Here is a 17,823-nt window from a genome sequence, read left to right on the forward strand (position 1 = left end):
ACCGACGGCGGACCGGCATCGCGGTCGCCGCGATCACCACGCTCGCTGCGCTCGGGGTGTCCGCGGTGGCCGTCACCGCTCCGCTGGCGGGCGCCGGTCCGACGGCCGACACGGCGCCGGCGTGGACCTCGGCGGACGGCTCCGAGCCCCCGCCCGCGGCGGCGGAGGCCGAGCCCGCCGGTCCTGGCGACGCGACGGCTCTCGACGCGGTGCCACCCGACGGTCGGGTCTCCGAGCTCCCCGCGCTGAACCCGTTCGCCCCGGGAGCGGTTCCCCCGGCGGACGCCGCTTCCCCCGGCACGCCTCCGGCCGCACCCGGCGGGTCGGGAGCGCCACCCCCCGGCCCCGCGGCCACGGGTCCGGACACGGAGCCGCCCGCCCCCGTCCCGCCTGCGGACATCCCGGCTCCCGCGCCGGTCCCGCCGCCCGGCGACCCGGCACCCGCCCCGCAGGCGGCAGCGGCACCTCCCCCGGATCCGGTCCCTGCTCCCCCGGCAGCTCCCGCCGCCCCGGCAGCTCCGGCCCCGGCGCCTCCCGCCGCCCCGGCCAGGGCGTCGGACCTGATCGCCGACCCGCCGGTGGGGCTCGCCGCCCCGCTCCCGGATCCCGTCCGGACCCCGTCCTCCGGGACACCGTCCGAGGGGTCACGGGGGGCGACACGAGAGGCGACACCGGAGGCGACCAGGGACGCGGCACCCGACGCGGTCGAGCCCACCGGGCGCCGGGCCGTTCCGCCGTCCGCGGCGTCGGAGGACGCCCGTCCCGGGACCGGACGGACCCAGCCGGACCCGGACCGCTCCCGGGCACCCGAGCCGGACCCCCCGGCGTCGCGGACCTCGGAGACCGGCACCACGGAGCCCCCGACCACGCAGCCCCCGGCCACACGGCCGCGGGCCACGGAGTCACGCGACACCGAGTCACGCGACACCGGGTCGGCCGACTCCGACGCGCGGTCCGGGTCCGGGTCCGCGTCCGCGGAGGCTCGGACCGGCAGTGGGGAGCGGGCGACGCAGGGACAGCCGGGGGCCGGAGCGCGCGCCACCCCGCGCTGCACCACGACCGGTGAGGACCTGCGTACCGCCGCCCGCAAGAACGACGACGGCGACATGACCGGCGCGACGGTCAGCGGGTTCCCCGACCCGTGCGACGACAGGCAGGTCCGGTTGCTCGTGCACCGCACGTCCGGCGACACCGTCGAGGCGACCGCGCGGGTGGACGACGACGGGCGGGCGAACTTCACCCTGCCCGAGGCAGTCACCCCCGGCGACATCCGTGGCGTGCAGCTGGCCCTGCGCCCCTGATCGGGCGTCCGCGGCGACGGGGCCCTCCCCCTCCGGAAGGGCCCCGTCGCGGCGTCCGGCGCGAGTGGCCGGTGCCCCGGTCGTCCCGCGCCGGGGCGCCGGGGATCACGGCGTCGTCTCGAGGTCCTCGACGGTCAGCAGGGTCAGGTCGTCCGCCGAGTCGGGCGGGGCCATGCTGAGCCGCGACGCCTGCCGGTCGGCCATCCGCTCGAACACCCGCCGCGCGGTACGCCCGTTGCCGAACGTGCCGTCCTTCGGGATCTCGTCGAAGTAGGTCAGCAGCGCCTGGGCCGCGTCGTCGGCGAGCCGGTAGTCGTGCTTGCGGCACTGCAGCCGCACGATCGTCACCAGCTCCTCCGGCGCGTAGTTGGCGAACTCCAGGGTGCGGGAGAAGCGCGACTCCATCCCCGGGTTCGCGGCGAGGAACTGCGTCATCTCCTTCGAGTAGCCCGCGGCGATCACCACCACGTCGTCGCGGTGGTCCTCCATCAGCTTCACCAGGGTGTCGATCGCCTCCCGCCCGAAGTCCGGGCCGGTGCCACCGCGCCCGGTGGACAGCGCGTAGGCCTCGTCGATGAACAGGACGCCCCCGAGTGCGCTCTCGAACGCCTCGGTCGTCTTGATCGCCGTGCCACCGATGATCTGCGCGACCAGATCGGCCCGCGCGACCTCGACGAGATGGCCCTTCCGGAGCACGCCGAGCTGGGCGAGGATCTCGCCGTAGAGCCGGGCGACGGTCGTCTTGCCGGTACCGGGGGCGCCGGCGAAGACCAGGTGCCGGGCCATCGGCGGTGCCGACAGCCCGGCGTCGATCCGGCGCTTGGCCATCTTGTTCAGGTTCACCATCGAGGTGACGTCGCCCTTGACGCTCTCCAGCCCGACGAGCTCCTGCAGGGCGCTGAGCGGATCGTTGCCGCGCCGTACCGGCGGTGGGGCCGGGGCCGGGGCGGCTCCGGACGCGGCAGCTCCGGACGCGGACGTCGCCACCGCGGGCCTGTTCACCGGTCCGGTGTCGTTGCCGCTCTCGGTGAGCTCGCGGACCTCCAGGTCGGTGTCGGCCACCCGTTCGACGAGCACCGGCCCCGCACTGTCGTACACCGCGCAGTCGAGGATGCGGACCGGCTCGGTCGTCGCGACGACGATCCCCGCGGCGCCGGCGCCGGCGATCTCGGAGCCGGACACGGTGCCCGCCGACCGCTCCCCGAACCACAGACCGGATCCGGCGGGACCGCGGACGCGGCACTGCTGGGCGTTCAGCTCGGCGCCCGCGTCGACGTGCACCCCGTCCCCGCCGGGCGCCTCGATGTCGGCCTCGGCGACGACCAGGGTGCCGCTCTCGGCGTGCAGCCCGTGCCCCCCGGGCGACCGGACGCTCACCCCCACCAGGTCGGCCCGCGCACCACCCCGGACGTGCACCCCGGAGCCGCCGGGCCGTTCGGTCTCCACGGTCTCCCAGCGGCCACGCGCACTGTCCACGAGGAGGCCGGGACCGGCGGGCGAGAGCACCCGCAGGCGGCGCACGAAGGGCTCGGAGTCGGCGTCGACGGCCATCCCGGCCGCCCCGGCACCGGACACGACCACCCGGTCGATCTCGGGACGGGCCCGTGTGGTCACCCCGATCCCCGCGCCCCCGGTGTCGACGACCTCGCAGTCCGACACGGTCCCGCCGGCCCGACCGGCGAAATGCAGGCCGCGGCCCCCGGCGCCGGTGACCCGGCAGCCGCGCAGCACCGGTGCGCACCCGGCGTCGACGTAGATCCCCTCGGTGCCGCTGCCGGGGACCGTGCAGTCGTCGAGGCTCACCGTGCCGGTGGTGGCCAGGAAGACGCCGACCCCGGCGGCGTCGCGGACCTGCACGGCGGTGGCGGTCAGACCGGCCGCGCCCTCGACGGCGACCGCCGGTTGGGCCGCCGCCTCCACCGTGCAGCCGGACAGCACGGCGGAGGCGGACCCGGCGACGAACACACCGTTGCCGCCGCTGCCGCCGATCTCGCAGTTGCGTGCGGTCAGCACACCCTTCTCGGTTGCGACGAGCGCGGAGGTCCCGATGTCGCGCAGCCGGGACGAGTCGATCACCGCACCGTCCGGGGAGGTCACGACGACCCCGGCGCCGGTCTCGTTGACGATCTCGCAGTCGCGCAGGACGAGCTCACCGGCACCGGAGTGCACCGTCGCCCACGCCGTCGACTCGACCCGGCACTCGACGAGTTCCAGGCGCCCGGCGCTCACCCCGGCCGCCGGGTCGGAACCTCCGGCGCGCAGGGTCAGCCCGGCCACCCGGGCGGTGCCGCCGAGCACGACCAGCGCCGGGCCCTCGGGAACGTGCACGCGGACCGACCCGGCGCCGTCCTCGGCCGCCACGGTGATGTCACGGTCCAGGACCAGCGGCCCGGTGTAGGTCCCGGCGGCGAGCACGACCGTCGAGCCGGCCGGAGCCGAGGCCACGGACCCCGCCAGCCCGCCCGCGGAGGTCGCGCTCACGGTCAGTACGGCACCGCTCACGGCGTCACCTCCGGGTCATGGCACGCGGGTCACGGCACGTCGGCAGGGTGGGTCGCCGACGACCCCGGAGGCCGGCCCGTCGTCGTGCCATGGCAGGGCCGGGCCGCACCCGGGGCCCTGCCACGATCATGACGTCCCGGTACCCCCCGCGGAACCGGTCTCCGGGGCAGCAACGCCGCCCTCCCCGGCGGCACGCGCGGCGACCTGGCGCAGGTCGGCGGCCGAGACCCGCATCGGAGCGGGCCCGAGCGGGTTGAACAGCACGTCGATCCCCTGGGGCGGCAGGATCGCGGCCAGGTCGGCGACCGAGCACAGGCGCCACTCCGCGACCGGCGGGTCCGCCGCCGCGGCGGCCGCGGGGCAGTGCCGCGGGGCGGTCGTCGCCAGCACACAGGGCACACCCTGCGGCCCCGGCGCCACCGTCACCGAGCCCTGTGCGTCGTGCCCGACCGCGAGGCCGATGTCGCCGAGGGCGGCGAGCACGTCGTCGCCGTCGGTGTCGCCGCCGGCCATGCCGCGCAGGACGGCGTCCACCGGATCGGACGGCACGTCCGGGCCGGAGGGGATGTGCTCGGGGTTCGGGAGGAATCGGCCGCTCACACCGTTCTCGTCGACCTCCCATCCGCCGATGACGAACTCGGTGGGGATGGAGCCATCGTCGTCGGGTTCGGCCGCCGGGTCGACCAGCACCATCAGGTCGCGGGCGGCGGTCCGGTCCGGGGTCTCACTCATCGGGGTCCTCCTCGGGGCGGGGTCGCTGGGCGGTGGGCGGTCCGTGGTTCCGGCGGCGACGCTACCGGGCGTCGTCGCCACGCAGCGGGGGGTCGACGGTGGCCGGCGCCTGGTCACCACCGGGGGGCGGAGCCTCTCCCCCGGGACGCCGTCCCGGGGCCCGCCCGTGCAGTCCCAGGTCGATGACCGCCGTTGCCAGACGTGGCACGGACAGCGAAGGTGCGTGGATGTCGGGCCGCCAGCGCCGCCGGTAGGCGGCGTAGATCGCGTCCACGGCCCCGGCGGAGGGTGCGGAGCCGGCGCTCCGGCGCAGACCCCGGCTCACGGCGTGACGTAGCGCGGCCTCCATCTGCTCCGGCGGTTCGCTCCCGGGCCCGGCCGGAGTGTCGCGATCGGGCTGTCCGACGGCCCGGTCGAGCCGCACGATGTGCTCGGTGATCCGGGCCGCGGTGTCTGTCGCCGTGGCTCCCAGGCGGCGCTGCTCGCGCAGCCGGCCGTAGACCCGGGCCACCTCACCCCGGTGCACGGGCGGTCCTGCTGTCAACCCCACCTCGGTGCGGCGATACGACACCGCCCGGACGACGAACGGGTGCAGCACCGCGATCCGTAGGCGAGTCGTCTCGGCGTCGGTCGCCCGGCTCAGGACCTCGGCCGGTGTGGCGCGGCGGACCTCGTCACCGGGGACGATCTCCACCCGGATGCGAACCTCGTGTTGCGGCTCGTCGCCCGAGCTGCCGGGCGCGCGTTCCACGACGACGCTGTCGTGAACGGACGCGTACACCACCTCGACCGGGAAGTCGGCCGGATCGCGCAGCTCTGCCGGCCACGACGCCCGGGTGCGGATCAGCGCATGGTCGAGCCGCCGCTCGAGCTCGGCTCCGATCGCGGCCGCGGCTGCCTGATCACCGGCCTCCACGTGCACCCGCAGCCCGTGGGGACCGGCGGCACGCAGGCGGGAGGCCTCAGCGGTCACCCACGCCGGGAGCGCCGACCGCAGTGCATCGTGAACGACCGACGGGGCGTCGGCCAGATCGGTCACACCGTCGCCCAGAACCAGGACGTGGTCCGGTACCTCCGTCCGGTCGGACCGTCCCGTCGGAGCGGGGTGCGCCGGCGCGTCGGGCACCTCGGGAACGGTGAGCCCGCCCTCCGCCGCTCGCGACCAGGCCAGGTCGACCCAGGAGTCGTCGTCGATCCTGCGGGCGACATCCGTCCACCGTCGCGACGTGGCGAGCGCACGTCCGACGTCCGAACCCGCGTGTGGGCCGAAGATCCGTACCTCGATCGGGATCAGCGGCAGATCAGCCCGGGACCCGCCCGCATCGTCGAGCGAGCCGAGCTCGGTCATCTGTCCGAACAGTGCCTCCTGCGACACCAACTCGTCCGCGTCGACCGCCACGACGGCCTGCTTGAGCGCGCCACGGGCCTTCTCCCAGTCCGGCTCGATGTCGAGGTCGTCGTCGGTCAGGACGGCCGAGGCCATCGTTCCCAGGGCGTACAGGGCATCGGCCAGGTCCGTGTCGAAGGGCGTGTCGTCCGACTCCGCCAGATCCGACACCGAGCGCCGGAACGCCTCGCCGATCTCGTCGGTCGAGTCGCTCAGGAACGTCTGCACCCGCGCCGGCAGCGCCGCACGCACGAGCGCTGGGGACACCCGCGGCAACAGCGGCGTGCCCATCTTCAACAGACCGAGTTCACGTCCGACCTCCGGTGCGAGGATCTGGAGGTAGACGAGCTCGAGGTGACCACGCAGCGCACGGACATCGGCCCACAGGGCACGGGGTGGGCCGTGCGGATGCTCCGTGCGGAAGGCCTCGGCGACCTCGTCGGCCCAGCCCGCCGCGCCACGCCCGACCGCCGCCCAGAATGGTGCGCGCTCAGGACGCCCTTCCTCCACGAGCCGTTCCAGCGCGTACTCGAACAGCCGGTGCTGGCCGAAGACCGCCACCCCCGACGTGATCTGAAGGGTCCGGGCGGGCCGATCCGTTCCCGGCTCCACCAGGACGATCGAGGGATCGGCGACGGTGAGACCGTCGACACCGGACAGCACCTCCCGGAGCCGCTGTCCGGGCCTGCCTGCGGTCAGGGCGCGGTTCACGATGCGCACGCTCTCCTCCACGTCCGGCTGTGGCCGGTGGTGGTGCTGCTCCCCCCGCAGCACCGCCGACGGTCTGGAGGCGATCTCCGCGCTCTCCACGTCGAAGTCGAAGGCGTCGGTCACGAGTCGGTAGTCAGGGCCGTCGAGCTCGAGCACATCGGACACCGCCACCTCGGTCTCGATCTCCACACCGATGGCGCCACCGAGTAGCCGGCCACGTTCCAACCGCGGCCGACCGTGATGCTCGGCGTAGGCCTTCGCCAGCTCGGCGGTGTACTCCGCCTCCTTCGGACCGCCGGTCAACGACGGCCCGATCGGACCCAGCCCGGCCCGCCCACGCAGATACTCCGCCAGCTGGTCGAGCTCGTGCCCCTCGGGGAGCGGGGGCAGTCCCGGCCTCCCGTCGGCTCGGTCCATTCCCCTGCGTACCGCCACCCGCTCGTTGTGGGACAACCGGGGCGGCTCGTGCAGACCGGCCCACGGACGGGCCGACGACGTGGCGTACAGCCGGTTCGCCAGCAGTTGCACCAGGTCGCGGCGGACGTGTGGACGTCCTCCTGAGCTGTCGATCTCACGCAGCATCGTCAGCACCGTCGTGACGGAGGGCGCGTCGGCCTCCGGCAGACCGTCCGCGGCCCGCCGGTCGTCCAGGACGCTCGCCACGTACTCGCGCAGCACCGCAGCATCCATCACCTCGTCGTCCAGCTGCCGCCCGATGATGGTCCGATCGGCCCGATCGCCGGTCACCTGCCCGACCCAGACCCGTACCGAACGCCGCTGCCCGGGCCCGTCCGGCTGCCAGTCCGGCGACCGGCTCGCGCCCGATCCCCGCGACGACACCTCGACCGACACCCGCCGCGTGGAGACTCCCTGGTACAGCGCGCGTGACGCCTGCTCCATGGCACCGACGAGCGCATCGTGCACTGTGGTCGCGCGCCGCCGGCCTGCGGCTACGGCGTCCGTGCCGGGCTCGCCGTCTCCACCCCCCTCGATGTGCACGACGAACCCACCGTTGTCGGGTCGCCCCAGCCGCAGGTAGTGGCTCACCACCTGGTGGGCGAACATCACGAGCTGCATGGTCGGTCCGCCCAGTCTTCGTGTGATCCCCTCGTCGAACGGCACCTCCACGGGCTGCGGAGCCAGTCCCCCGGCGGGAGGGCGCCGGGGCTCGGCGACGTGTGATCCGGACCTCGGAGCCGGTGGGACATCGAGGACCGAGTCCCCCGGGTGCACCGAATGTGAGGCGGCAGCCAGGATCCACGCCTGGTCGTCCACCCGCCGGGTGATGCTCTGCCAGCGCGAGAAGCCGACGGCTTCGCGGCCGGAGCTGCGCGGATCGGTGTCGCGTTCCCTCATCCGTAGTTCGAGCGCGACCAGTGGCAGTGCCGCACGACCGCCGAACGTGTCGAGCTCGTCGAGCTCGGTCGTGATGATGCCGCCGACGACCGCCCCGGCCGGGATGACCGTCTGCCCCGGTGGCACCGGCCGCCACGCCTGGTCCAGGAATCCCCTGACTGTGAACGGGCTCGGGACGGCGAGCGGTGTCCAGAAGAACCGCCCGCGATCGACGTCGATACTCCGGTCGAGAACGTCCTCGGGGATCGTCGCGGAACGGTGGACCGGAGGCTGCGGGTTGCGCCGGAGGACACTCTCGAAGTGCGCGGTGAGGTCGTCGGCGAGATGCTCCAGGAATGCCTGCACCCGAGGTGGGAGTCCGTCCCGGACCACGGCGATCGGCATCCGGGACAGGGAGAATGCTCTGTTCTTCGCGAGGGTCCCGGTGTCCCGGGCGAGCGCGGCGACGGCGGCGTGGGTGTAGACGAGTGTCGCGTACCCCTCGAGGGCGACCGCGTCGGCCCACCGGGCCCGCGCCCGCGCCCGCTCGGACACACCCTCAGGTGCCGGATCCGGGTACTCACGGAACCGGTCGGCGACCTCCTCGCCGAACACCCGTCCCTCCTGGAGCCAACGCAGCGTCAACCCGTCCCTGATCGGGTTGTGCAGCTGCAGCAGGTAGGCGGCGGTCTCGCGGAAGTGGAGCGACAACCCGAACACCGAGACTCCCACGGTCGGCTGCCGGAGCAGCCGCGGCATCGCACGATCCACGTCGACTGTGGTGTCGGCGCCGCTGTTCACGATGAACCCGGTGTGTGGGGGGAACAGCGAGCTGACGGTCTGACCGGGTCCCGCGCTGCGGAGCAGCTGCACGGCCCGGTCCATCTCCCCCCACAGCTCTTCGGCGTCCAGACGGCCCTGCTCGCCCCGCAGCACGGCGACCGGATCGCCCACCAACTCGATGAACGCGGCGTCCGGGCCACCATCGGTGATGATCTGCACGTGCCGACCCGAGACGTGCACGTCGTGGCTGCTCACGCGCACGTCGAACAGCTCCACCTCGGTGCCCTGCGCACCCCCGTTACCTTCTTGATCAAGCCCGCTGAGGGCTTGCAGGCCGCCGGCCGCGGTATGACTGACTGCCCCTGTCGCCCGATGATCTGGGGGGTGTTGTCGCCGTGGCCGGAGGGCGCCAACGACCGCTGATAGAGACCTGACCCGTGTGGTCTGCTCGTAACGTGGCTGCCGGCGCGGGTGCTCGTGGTCGGCCTGCCGCGACGAGAAGGGAGCGGCGGTTGCCCGATCCTGACCAGCACCCGACCGGGTTCGCGGTGTTCTGCGGCCTGGACGTGGGCAAGTCCGAACACCACGCCTGCGCGGTCGACACCAACGGGAAGCGGGTGCACGACAAGGCCCTGCCCAACGACGAATCGGCGCTGCGCACCGTGCTGTCCGGGCTGGCCGAGCACGGCGCGGTGCTGATGGTCATCGACCAGCCCGCCTCGATCGGAGCGCTGGCCATCGCCGTCGCTCGTGATCTGGGGATCACGGTGGCCTACCTGCCCGGGCTGGCGATGCGCCGCATCGCCGACCTGCATCCCGGGCAGGCCAAGACCGACGCCCGCGACGCCCACGTGATCGCCGAGGCCGCCCGGACGATGCCGCACACCCTGCGCCGGGTCGGCACCGACGACGAGACCCTCGCCGAACTCACTGTGCTCGCCGGTTACGACGATGACCTGGCTGGGCAGAGCACCCGGCTGACGAACCGGCTGCGCGACGCCCTGCTGCATGTTCATCCCGCCCTGGAACGCCTGCTCGGGCCACGCCTGGACCGCGGTGGCGTGCTCGACCTGCTCGCGGCCGCGCCCACCCCGCAAGCCCTGCGAGAGCTCGGCGCTGACGGGATCGCCGAGACGATGCGGGCCCGGTCGCCTCGACTGGCCCGCACCCTTCCCGCCCAGATCCTGACCTCGCTCGACGCCCAGAGCCTGACCGTTCCCGGCACGGCCGCGTTCGCCCGTGTCATCACCGGCGTCGCCGGGCAGCTGCGCCAGGTCCACACCGAACGCGACCAGCTCGCCGACGAGCTCGAAGCCCGCCTGGAGGCCCACCCTCTTGGACCGGTCCTGACCTCGATGCCCGGACTCGGGGTCAGGACCGCCATCAAGATCCTCACCATCGTCGGCGACGGCTCCGGGTTCCCCACCGCCGGGCACCTCGCCGCTTACGCCGGCCTCGCCCCAGTCACCCGCCGCTCCGGCACCTCGATCAAAGGCGAAACCCGATCCCAGCGCGGCAACCACGCCCTGAAATCCGCGCTGTTCCTGTCCGCATTCGCCGCCCTGGCCGACCCCGCCAGCCGCGCCTACTACGACCGCAAACGAGCCGCCGGCAAACGACACAACGCCGCCCTGATCTGCCTCGCCCGACGCCGCACCGACGTCATCTACGCCATGCTCCGCGACCGCCGCCCCTACAACCCGCCCACGGTCAACAACCCCGATCCAGAACTCGCCGCCGCTTGACGAACCCATAGAGACACCCCCCGCCCACGAGGACGCTCCAACGCCTCCCGACCGTGAAGCTCGGCATAGGCACGCCACGAACACGTCCTGCCGCGGACCTCCCGTCAACGCAGGCCCCACCTCACCCAGACCGGCCCGCTCCCGCAGATGATCCACCAGCTGGTCGAGCTCGCGCCCGAACGGCAACTCCGGCAGACCGGGCCGCGGATCCTCCCGCACCATCGCCGCACGCACCGCCGACCGCTCGTTGACATGCAGCTCGGGAGCGTCCACCCGGCCCCGCCACGGGTACTCCGGCGCGAGATCCCCCGGCCCGGCCGGCACGATCCCGTCGTCCGCCGCCGGCCGCGACCCCTTCGGCGACGCCGGCTGCCCGTCGCGGACCTGCTGCTCCGCCTCGTGCCGCGACCGGTCGGCGCGGGCACGGGCGGAGCGGGCGTCCGCCTCGGCCGCGGCCCGCTCGTCGAGGAGCCCGGCGAGGTCGTCCAGCCGCGCGGCGGCGTCGGCCCGTCCTGCGTCCCGGTGCGCCTGCGCCGCGGACCGGGCGTCGGTCGCGGAACGGGTCCCGATGATCTCCCGGTACGCGGGGTCGTCGAGTCCCGCGACGAGTTCCACCGCACGGTCCTCCAGGTCGGACAACCGGCGGCCGGATCCGGTCGACGCGCGGAGATCCTGCTCCGCCCGGGACACATCGAGGGAGTGCTCGGTCGCCACCTCGGCGAGGCGGAGCCCGTGCCGCGCCGCGGTGCGCTCACGCTCGATCCGGGCACGCACCGTCGTGATGGCGTTGCGGTGGTCGCGCTCGGTGACGGGATCGGTCACGTCCCGCCCGTCCTCCTGCCGTCGCGCTACGTCCCGCTCCACGGTGGCGAGCCGCCGCTCGGCACGCTCGACGGCGAGCGCCCGCTCCATCCGCACCTGCGTGCGTTCCCAGCGCTCGCGTGCGTCACGGATCTCGGCCGCCAGGCGCGAGCGGTCGTCGAGGAGCCCGGCGAGGCGCTCCAGCCGGACCGCCGCGCGGGGACGGCCGTCCGCGGCGTGCGCGGCGGCCCGGTCCCGGGCGTCGTCCGCCTCGACGACGACGTCGAACTCCGCGCGCTCGGGCCCGGCCAGGTCGTCGGCGAGGCGGTCGCGGCGGCGGCCGAGGGCGGCGAGCCGGTCCTCCGCGTCCGCCCACGCACGGGCCGCCCGGTCCCGGACGGCCGCCGCGTCGTGCACGGCACTGCCCAGCGCGCCGAGCCGTTGCGCGGCCAGCGGCTCGTCGAGGAAGAACGTGAGGCCGTGCAGGGTCAGCTCGGAGCGCAGCTCCGTGGGCCGGGCGGGCGCGACCGCGGGCCGGGGCGCCGCGTCGTCCGCGGGCCGGACGAGCACCGTCCCCTTATCCGGCGGGATCGACAGGGTCAGCACGTAGTGGGTCGCCCCGCCGACCTGGCGGACCGGGCCGGACGGACGGTGGATGTTGGCGCGAGGATCGGCCAGCCCGGGGCGCAGCGCCTCGCCACCGCCCCGCTCACGTTCCACCGGGTCGACCTGCCCGGTGTTGCGGACGCCGTCGCCGTGCCGCAGGTCGGGCACCCCGGCCGGCCCCCATTCCAGGGCGTGCTGGTCGGTGAGGCGCTCGAACCGGGAATCCGCACCGGTCGTCCCGTAGTGCATCGTCGTCTGGTGGTCGAGGTCGAGGGTGTCCGGTTCGTGGAACACGGCGCTCAGCCGCACGGTGAACCGCTGCGAACGGTCCTCCGGGTCGTAGACGGTCGCGACCTCCTCCACCCCGGCGAGGACGCGGCCGACGATCGTTCCGAAGAGCTCCGGGCTGAACAGCACGTCCAGCGCCCGGGACACGCCGGCCGAGTCCCGGAGCCCGGCCGGTACGGCCGGGTCGCCGTGCAGCAGGGCCTGTGCCTCCGACCGCAGCCGCACCGCGTCGGTGCCTGCCAGCACCATCGCCCGCCGGCCCGGTACGTCCACCGCACCGAGGACCCGGTCCCCGGCCGCACGCCGCAGCGCCTCCCCCGCCCGGTCCGGGTCGGCCGACGAACGGAGCCCGGTCGCGGGCACCCGGAAGACGAGGTCCTCGGCATCGCTGCGCGGCCCGGCCACGACCCGGTGCCCGCGCTCGACGTCGAGCTCGAAGCGGACCCGTCCGCCCAGCAGCGCCACCGGGCCCGCGTGGTTCACCGCGCGGGTCTCGCGCAGCGCCGTGCGCCGGTACCGGCGGCGGTCGGCGCTGCCCGAGGGTTCCAGTTGCGGCCCACCGATCCCGGCGTGCGACGCCCCGGGGTTCTCCGCGTCCGCCCCCCGGGCGCCGAGCATGCCGTGCAGCTCGGCCTCCGCCCCGGCCGCGTCGACGACGCCCTCCTGCCGGGTCAGGGCCCCGTACTGCTCGTTGCGCATGCGCCACCGGTCCAGGACGACGTCGACGACGGCGACGTCGTCGAGCGGGACGGCCCGGACCCGTGCGATGACGTCGTCGAACCCGGCGATCGTCCGTGCGCCGTGCATCGTGGTCACGCCGTGCCCGAGCAGACCGCCCAGGGTGCTCCCGACCAGGTCGCCGACCATCCAGGTCTCGAGCTGACCGGCGAGCGAGGCGACCTGGTCGGAGGACAGTCCCGGCACCCCGTCCCGGCGCAGCCGGTCGACGAGGTCCTGCAGCACCGGGGTGTACCGGTCGGCGTCCTCGACGTGGTGCATCCCCGGGATCGGGTTCGACGGGACGATCGTCGGCGGAAGGGCCCACCGCCGGGCACCGTCGTGCCGGACGGCGGGCAGCGGCGGGGGTAGCAGGCCCCACTCCCGCATCTGCTCCTCGGGGACACGCAGGTGGGCGCCGTCGGGGTGGAACACCCGCTCCACCGCCCGGCGGCCCGCCGGCTGCACTGCCGGGTGTCCGCTCGCCCGCACGATCGCCAGCGCGGCGAGCAGGTCCCGGGTGTGCTCGGGGCTGTGCCGGGCGAAGGTGAGCACCGCGTCGACGAGGAGGTTCTTGCGGCGGCCGGTCGCGACGAGGGTGACCAGACTGGCCGCCCGCACCCGGTGGGTGTGCAGCGTCGCGGACAGGCTCACCTCGAAGCCGGCGGAGACCACGCTGCTCCCGCCGGTCTCCCGGGAGACGGCGAACCGGCTGGTGAGCCCGCCGCGACCGGCGACCCGCGGCGCGTCCCCGGGCTGCATCGCCGGGTCGTAGGACAGGTCCGCCGAGCGGAACCCGCCGCCGGCTCCCAGCTCGTGGCGCACCGACGTCGCCTGCGCGACGCTCTGGTCGCTGCGTCGCAGGATCGCGACGTCCCGGGGCACACCGTTGCGGTCGTCCCCGGCGTCGTGGTCGTACCGCGCGTCGAACAGCCGGGCGGACGCCGTCACGCCGGTCACGAGGTCGTGGAGCCTGCGCTGGTAGGCGAACTCCGGGCCGCGTACCGGGTGCCCGAACAACCGGCGCAGGTGCCCCGGCAGCCACGAGCCGACAAGCGCGTGCGTGGCCTCGAGGCCGGCGCCGCCGGGCAGCGTCGCCGCCGCGTCGCCGTCGGAGGCCCGTACCAGGGCACGATCGACCCCTTCGTGCAGCTGCGCGACGCCGCCGAACCAGCTGAAGGTCGTGGTGGCCCGCAGCGGCAGCGCATCGTCCGCCGGACCGGGGTCGGTGGGATCGAGCAGCCGGGCCGCGGTCTGTGGCCCCGACACGGGTGCCGCGACCAGCTCGTCGGGGGCCAGGGTGATCGACCAGGCCGACTCGACGGCGTGCCGTCCGGTCTCGGGCGCCGCGCCCTCCGGGCCGGTCAGTTGCGGGACGTGCCGCCCCGGGAGACCGGGCTGCAGGAGCCTGCGCCACGGGGCCTCCCGCTCCCAGACCCGGACCTCGATCGTCCAGCGCGACCGGCCGGTCACGAGGTGGGCGTCCGCGGCGTGGTCGCTGGTCTCCCGCGAGCTCACCAGCATTCCGGCCGTCATGTCGGTGCCCCGGCGGTAGCTGTACCCGAACCGGCCGATCGGACCGACGCCCGCCTCCTCCGCCGCACCGAGCACGGTGCCGCGGAACCCGAGATAGGTGCGGCGGCTGGAGCCGGCGGACTCCGTGGTGCCGTGCCCGGACCCGTGGCTGCCCTTGACACGGGCCGAGGACAGTGGCCCGGTGTCGGTGGCGTCGAGGATCTCCTGCCGCACCTCGACGGTGGCGAACGTGTGCCGGCGCAGGCCACGGCGGACGAACGTCCGGCGGATCGCGTGCTGGACCGTCTCGTCCAGGTGCACCGCGAGCGACACCTCGCTGAGGAACGCCTCCAGCCGTTGGCCGTTGTCGCCGGCACGGGCCAGGTCCGAGCCGTGGGCGAGCCGGGCGGCACCGCGTTCGGGGGCGTGGGATCAGCTCGTCGAAACCGTCGAGCGTCCCGAGCAGGTCCACGGCCTGCTCGCGCAGCAGGCGCGGGGCGTCACCCAGTGAGACGGGCACGGCACGGCCGAAGCCCAGACGGTGCGCCAGGTACGGGGGCAGGTGCCTGCCACCGGAACCCGTCTCCATCAGCGTGCGGGCCAGGACCGTACTCAGGCCGACGGTGGTGCTGACGACGGCCGGTTCCTCGCGACGCACCGCCCGGAACGGCAGGGGGTACTGGTCGAGGCGCGACCCGCCGTCGCCGGTCCGGGCACCGTGCACCACCCGGATCTCCAGGCGCAGGTCGACGTCGACGGCGTGCAGTCCCCTGCTCAGTTCCAGGATCTGCCGCACGAGGTCGAGGCGGTCCTCGCGGGAGCCCCGGTACCGCTCGCGGCTCTCGCTGTACTCGGCCCCGACGAACTGCCCGGAGGCGTCCGCCGCGCCGCGGTAGCCGCCGTAGGCGAGCAACTGGTCGTAGAGGCCGGCCAGGCGCGCGACCGACAGGCTCGACTCGTAGCGCTGGGAGATCAGCACCGAGGCGTCGATCGGACCGAGCTCGGTCCAGCGCAGCGGGAGCAACCGCATCTCGACCATGGCCGTCGCGGCGGACACCCGGCCCCGTCCGTACAGCTGGCCGGACTGGACCCAGTCCCCGAGCAGGTCGGGCATCCGGTCGAAGATCTGGTCGTCGGACAGGAAGTCGGCCAGTGCCTCGCGCCCCGGGGCGTCCGGGTGCATCGTCTCCGGGTGCAGCAGGTCCGCCACCTGCTCGAGCACCGAGCGGTGCTTCTCCGCCCGGACGTGCAGACCCGCGCTCAGAGCGCGCCGGAACCCCTCGTCGGGGCGCCTGCTGCGCGCCGGTTCCACGGCCGGCCGGATCGACACCTCCCAGCCCTCGACATCGCCGCGGACCCGCAGACGGACGGCCGCTGCCGACGGCGTCGCCGCGAGGTGGACGTCCACCCGGGCCGGTGCCGGGGCCGGCGGGCCGTGCCGGGTCGTCACACCCCGCTCACCGAACGGGTTGTCGATGACCGTCGTCTCGGTGCCGTCGGTGACCCGGTGCAGCACCCCACCGCCGGCCAGCACCCCGGACTCGCTGCCATCGGCGCGCAGCGCGACGCCGACGCTCATCTTCTCCCGGTCCCCGAGGGTGGTGGCCCGTGAGTTCCGCCGGAAGATCTGCGACGCGGTCGTCCCCGCATCGGCCGGTGCCGCCACCGCCGCGCCCCGCTCGGGGGTGAGGGTCACCCGCACCTGACGGGTCTCGGTGGCGGCCGGCAGCGGGCCGGGGCGCGGCCGCCGGACCGTCAGCGGGAAGGTCCGGCCGTCGCCGCGGAATGTCCGCGGCGCGATCTCCAGGCTGGACGTCAGCTCGTCGAGTCCCTCGATCCGGCCGTCGCCCAGGGCTTCCCGGATGGTGCGGGCGACGTCGTCGGCGAGGCGCGGGGTCGCCGACTCGAGGTGGCGGTAGCCGGAGATCCCGGCGTCGGTGACGACCTCGCCGCGCCACGGGGCGAGCGCGATGTCGTCGGGCCGCCAGCGCCCGGTCCGCAGCTCCCGCCGGACCCATGTCGTGGCCGGGTCCAGGAACCGGCCCCAGTGTCCGAGCAGGTCGGCGCCGTGCGTACGCGGAGCGTCGACGTCCTCCAGCAGCCGGGCCAGGAAGTCCGCACCCGGCGGGGCCACCATCAGGTCGGTCGGCGTGCCACCGGAGACCAGGAGCCCGCCGCCGTCGGTGTGCAGCAGCGGCAGCAGCGGGACCCCGTTCCGGGCACCCGCAGGGAGCGTGGGCAACACGCTCAGGTCCAGGCCGTGGGCCGGGCGCACCGAGGGGTTGGCCCAGATCCCACCGAACCGGTCCAGCACCGCGGCCGAGGCGATCAGCTGGCGCCGTGCCGGCGGCGCGGCCGCCCAGCGGGCGCGGGCGGTCGGGTACGGGGCGAGCACCCCGGCGAGCCGCGGCTCCCGGACCCGGACCCCGAGCCGGCGCAGCGCGGTGCGCTGCTCCCCCGGCAGTGCCAGGCCGTCGGCCCACACGATCACCCGGGCCGGGTCGCCGACGGCCCGGACCCAGCCCCTCACCACGTCGAGGTCCAGCGCGCCGTGCAGACCACCCAGGTGTACCCGGCCCGGGTCCGCCTGCTGGTGCGGTGCGGCGCGGTCGGCGAGCACGACCTGCTCCGGCTCGACGACGGTGATCCGCACCGTGCCGCTCGGCGCCGGCCGGGTCGGGGACCGGGGGTCGGCGAGGACCGAGCGGGCGGCCTCGATCAGGCCCGGCTCGTCCAGGCGGCGGCTCAGCGCCTTCGCGACGGCGACGGCCCGGTCGTGACCGCGCTGCTGCCGGTCGGGCCCCCCGGGCAGGGTGAGGGCGTGCGCGTCCCCCTCGATCAGCAGCCGGGCGCGCGGGGTCCCGGCATCCCGGGACCGGCGGTTGTGTTCGTTGATCCGGTCGGCGAGGGCATCGAGGACCGTGTCGTGCTCGCGGGCGAGGAGACGGTGGGCGGGCCGGAATGTCAGGACTGTCGTCCACGGGCCGGAGCCGTGTCCCAGGTCGCCGGTGTCGGCTCCGGAGTCGGTGCCGATACTGCTGATGTCGTCGCTCCCGGCGGAGCGGGTCTCCGGCTCGGTGGTGCCCCCCGGCACACCACGAGGCCCCCCGGGTCCGGTGCCGGGTAGCGCAGGGGCGGTGCGCGGTGGGACTCCGTCACCACCGTCGGAGGCGGGGGTCGTGTCACGCGGCGGTGTGCCCTCCTGGCGCGGGGACCGCGCCGCGGCGAGCGAGTCCTCCACCACCGCGAGCGCGGCGAACAGCATGGCGGCGGCCCGCCACGGGCCCAGGCCGCTGGGGGTCTCGGGTCCCCTCTGGTCACGGTCGAGGGCGACGGCGAGGCCGGCGGTCCGGTCGGACGTGGCACCTCCCAGGTAGGGGGCCACGGCCTCCACCACGCG

7 protein-coding genes are annotated in these 17,823 nt (G+C 75.0%); 4 read left to right on the forward strand and 3 right to left on the reverse strand.

Features of this window, described 5'->3' with window-relative positions:
• Nucleotides 1-1,106: 1,106 nt before the first annotated feature.
• A complete protein-coding gene (locus tag KPF47_RS20845; protein ID WP_224390422.1) occupies nt 1,107-1,301 on the forward strand; it encodes a hypothetical protein in 195 nt (64 codons plus the stop codon).
• A 105-nt stretch (nt 1,302-1,406) separates the two neighbouring features.
• Here KPF47_RS20845 and KPF47_RS20850 read toward each other — a convergent pair whose 3' ends face one another.
• The 3 genes from KPF47_RS20850 to KPF47_RS20860 all read right to left on the reverse strand — a co-directional run bounded on the left by KPF47_RS20850 (nt 1,407) and on the right by KPF47_RS20860 (nt 9,027).
• Nucleotides 1,407-3,803 carry a right-handed parallel beta-helix repeat-containing protein gene (locus tag KPF47_RS20850; RefSeq protein WP_224390423.1) on the reverse strand — a complete coding sequence of 799 codons (2,397 nt, stop codon included), beginning with the start codon at nt 3,801-3,803 and terminating at the stop codon, nt 1,407-1,409.
• Nucleotides 3,804-3,929: 126 nt separating this feature from the next.
• Nucleotides 3,930-4,535, reverse strand: a complete 606-nt coding sequence (locus tag KPF47_RS20855) for a type VII secretion system-associated protein (RefSeq protein WP_224390424.1) — start codon at nt 4,533-4,535, stop codon at nt 3,930-3,932.
• Between the two features lie 61 nt (nt 4,536-4,596).
• Complete coding sequence (locus KPF47_RS20860; RefSeq protein WP_224390425.1) at nt 4,597-9,027, reverse strand: hypothetical protein; 4,431 nt, start codon at nt 9,025-9,027, stop codon at nt 4,597-4,599.
• Nucleotides 9,028-9,263: 236 nt separating this feature from the next.
• Between KPF47_RS20860 and KPF47_RS20865 the strand changes: the two genes are divergently transcribed.
• From KPF47_RS20865 to KPF47_RS20875, 3 genes are all read left to right on the forward strand, one after another.
• The gene (locus KPF47_RS20865; protein ID WP_224386690.1) at nt 9,264-10,496 is read left to right on the forward strand and encodes an IS110 family transposase; all 1,233 of its coding nucleotides are present in this window, start codon (nt 9,264-9,266) and stop codon (nt 10,494-10,496) included.
• Nucleotides 10,497-14,985: 4,489 nt separating this feature from the next.
• Nucleotides 14,986-16,035 (forward strand): hypothetical protein, encoded by a 1,050-nt coding sequence (locus KPF47_RS20870; protein ID WP_224390931.1) that lies wholly within the window; start codon nt 14,986-14,988, stop codon nt 16,033-16,035.
• 939 nt (nt 16,036-16,974) lie between these two features.
• The gene (locus KPF47_RS20875) at nt 16,975-17,550 is read left to right on the forward strand and encodes a hypothetical protein (RefSeq protein WP_224390932.1); all 576 of its coding nucleotides are present in this window, start codon (nt 16,975-16,977) and stop codon (nt 17,548-17,550) included.
• The last annotated feature ends 273 nt before the right edge of the window (nt 17,551-17,823 follow it).

This window comes from Pseudonocardia sp. ICBG1293, from assembly GCF_020131355.1.
In the GTDB taxonomy this organism is placed as follows: Bacteria; Actinomycetota; Actinomycetes; order Mycobacteriales; family Pseudonocardiaceae; genus Pseudonocardia.

What these genes read in the sequence shown, in the direction of transcription:
- KPF47_RS20845 (WP_224390422.1), top strand. Translation starts at nt 1,107, where the DNA reads ATGACCGGCGCGACGGTCAGCGGGTTCCCCGACCCGTGCGACGACAGG.
- KPF47_RS20855 (WP_224390424.1), bottom strand. Translation starts at nt 4,535, where the DNA reads ATGAGTGAGACCCCGGACCGGACCGCCGCCCGCGACCTGATGGTGCTG.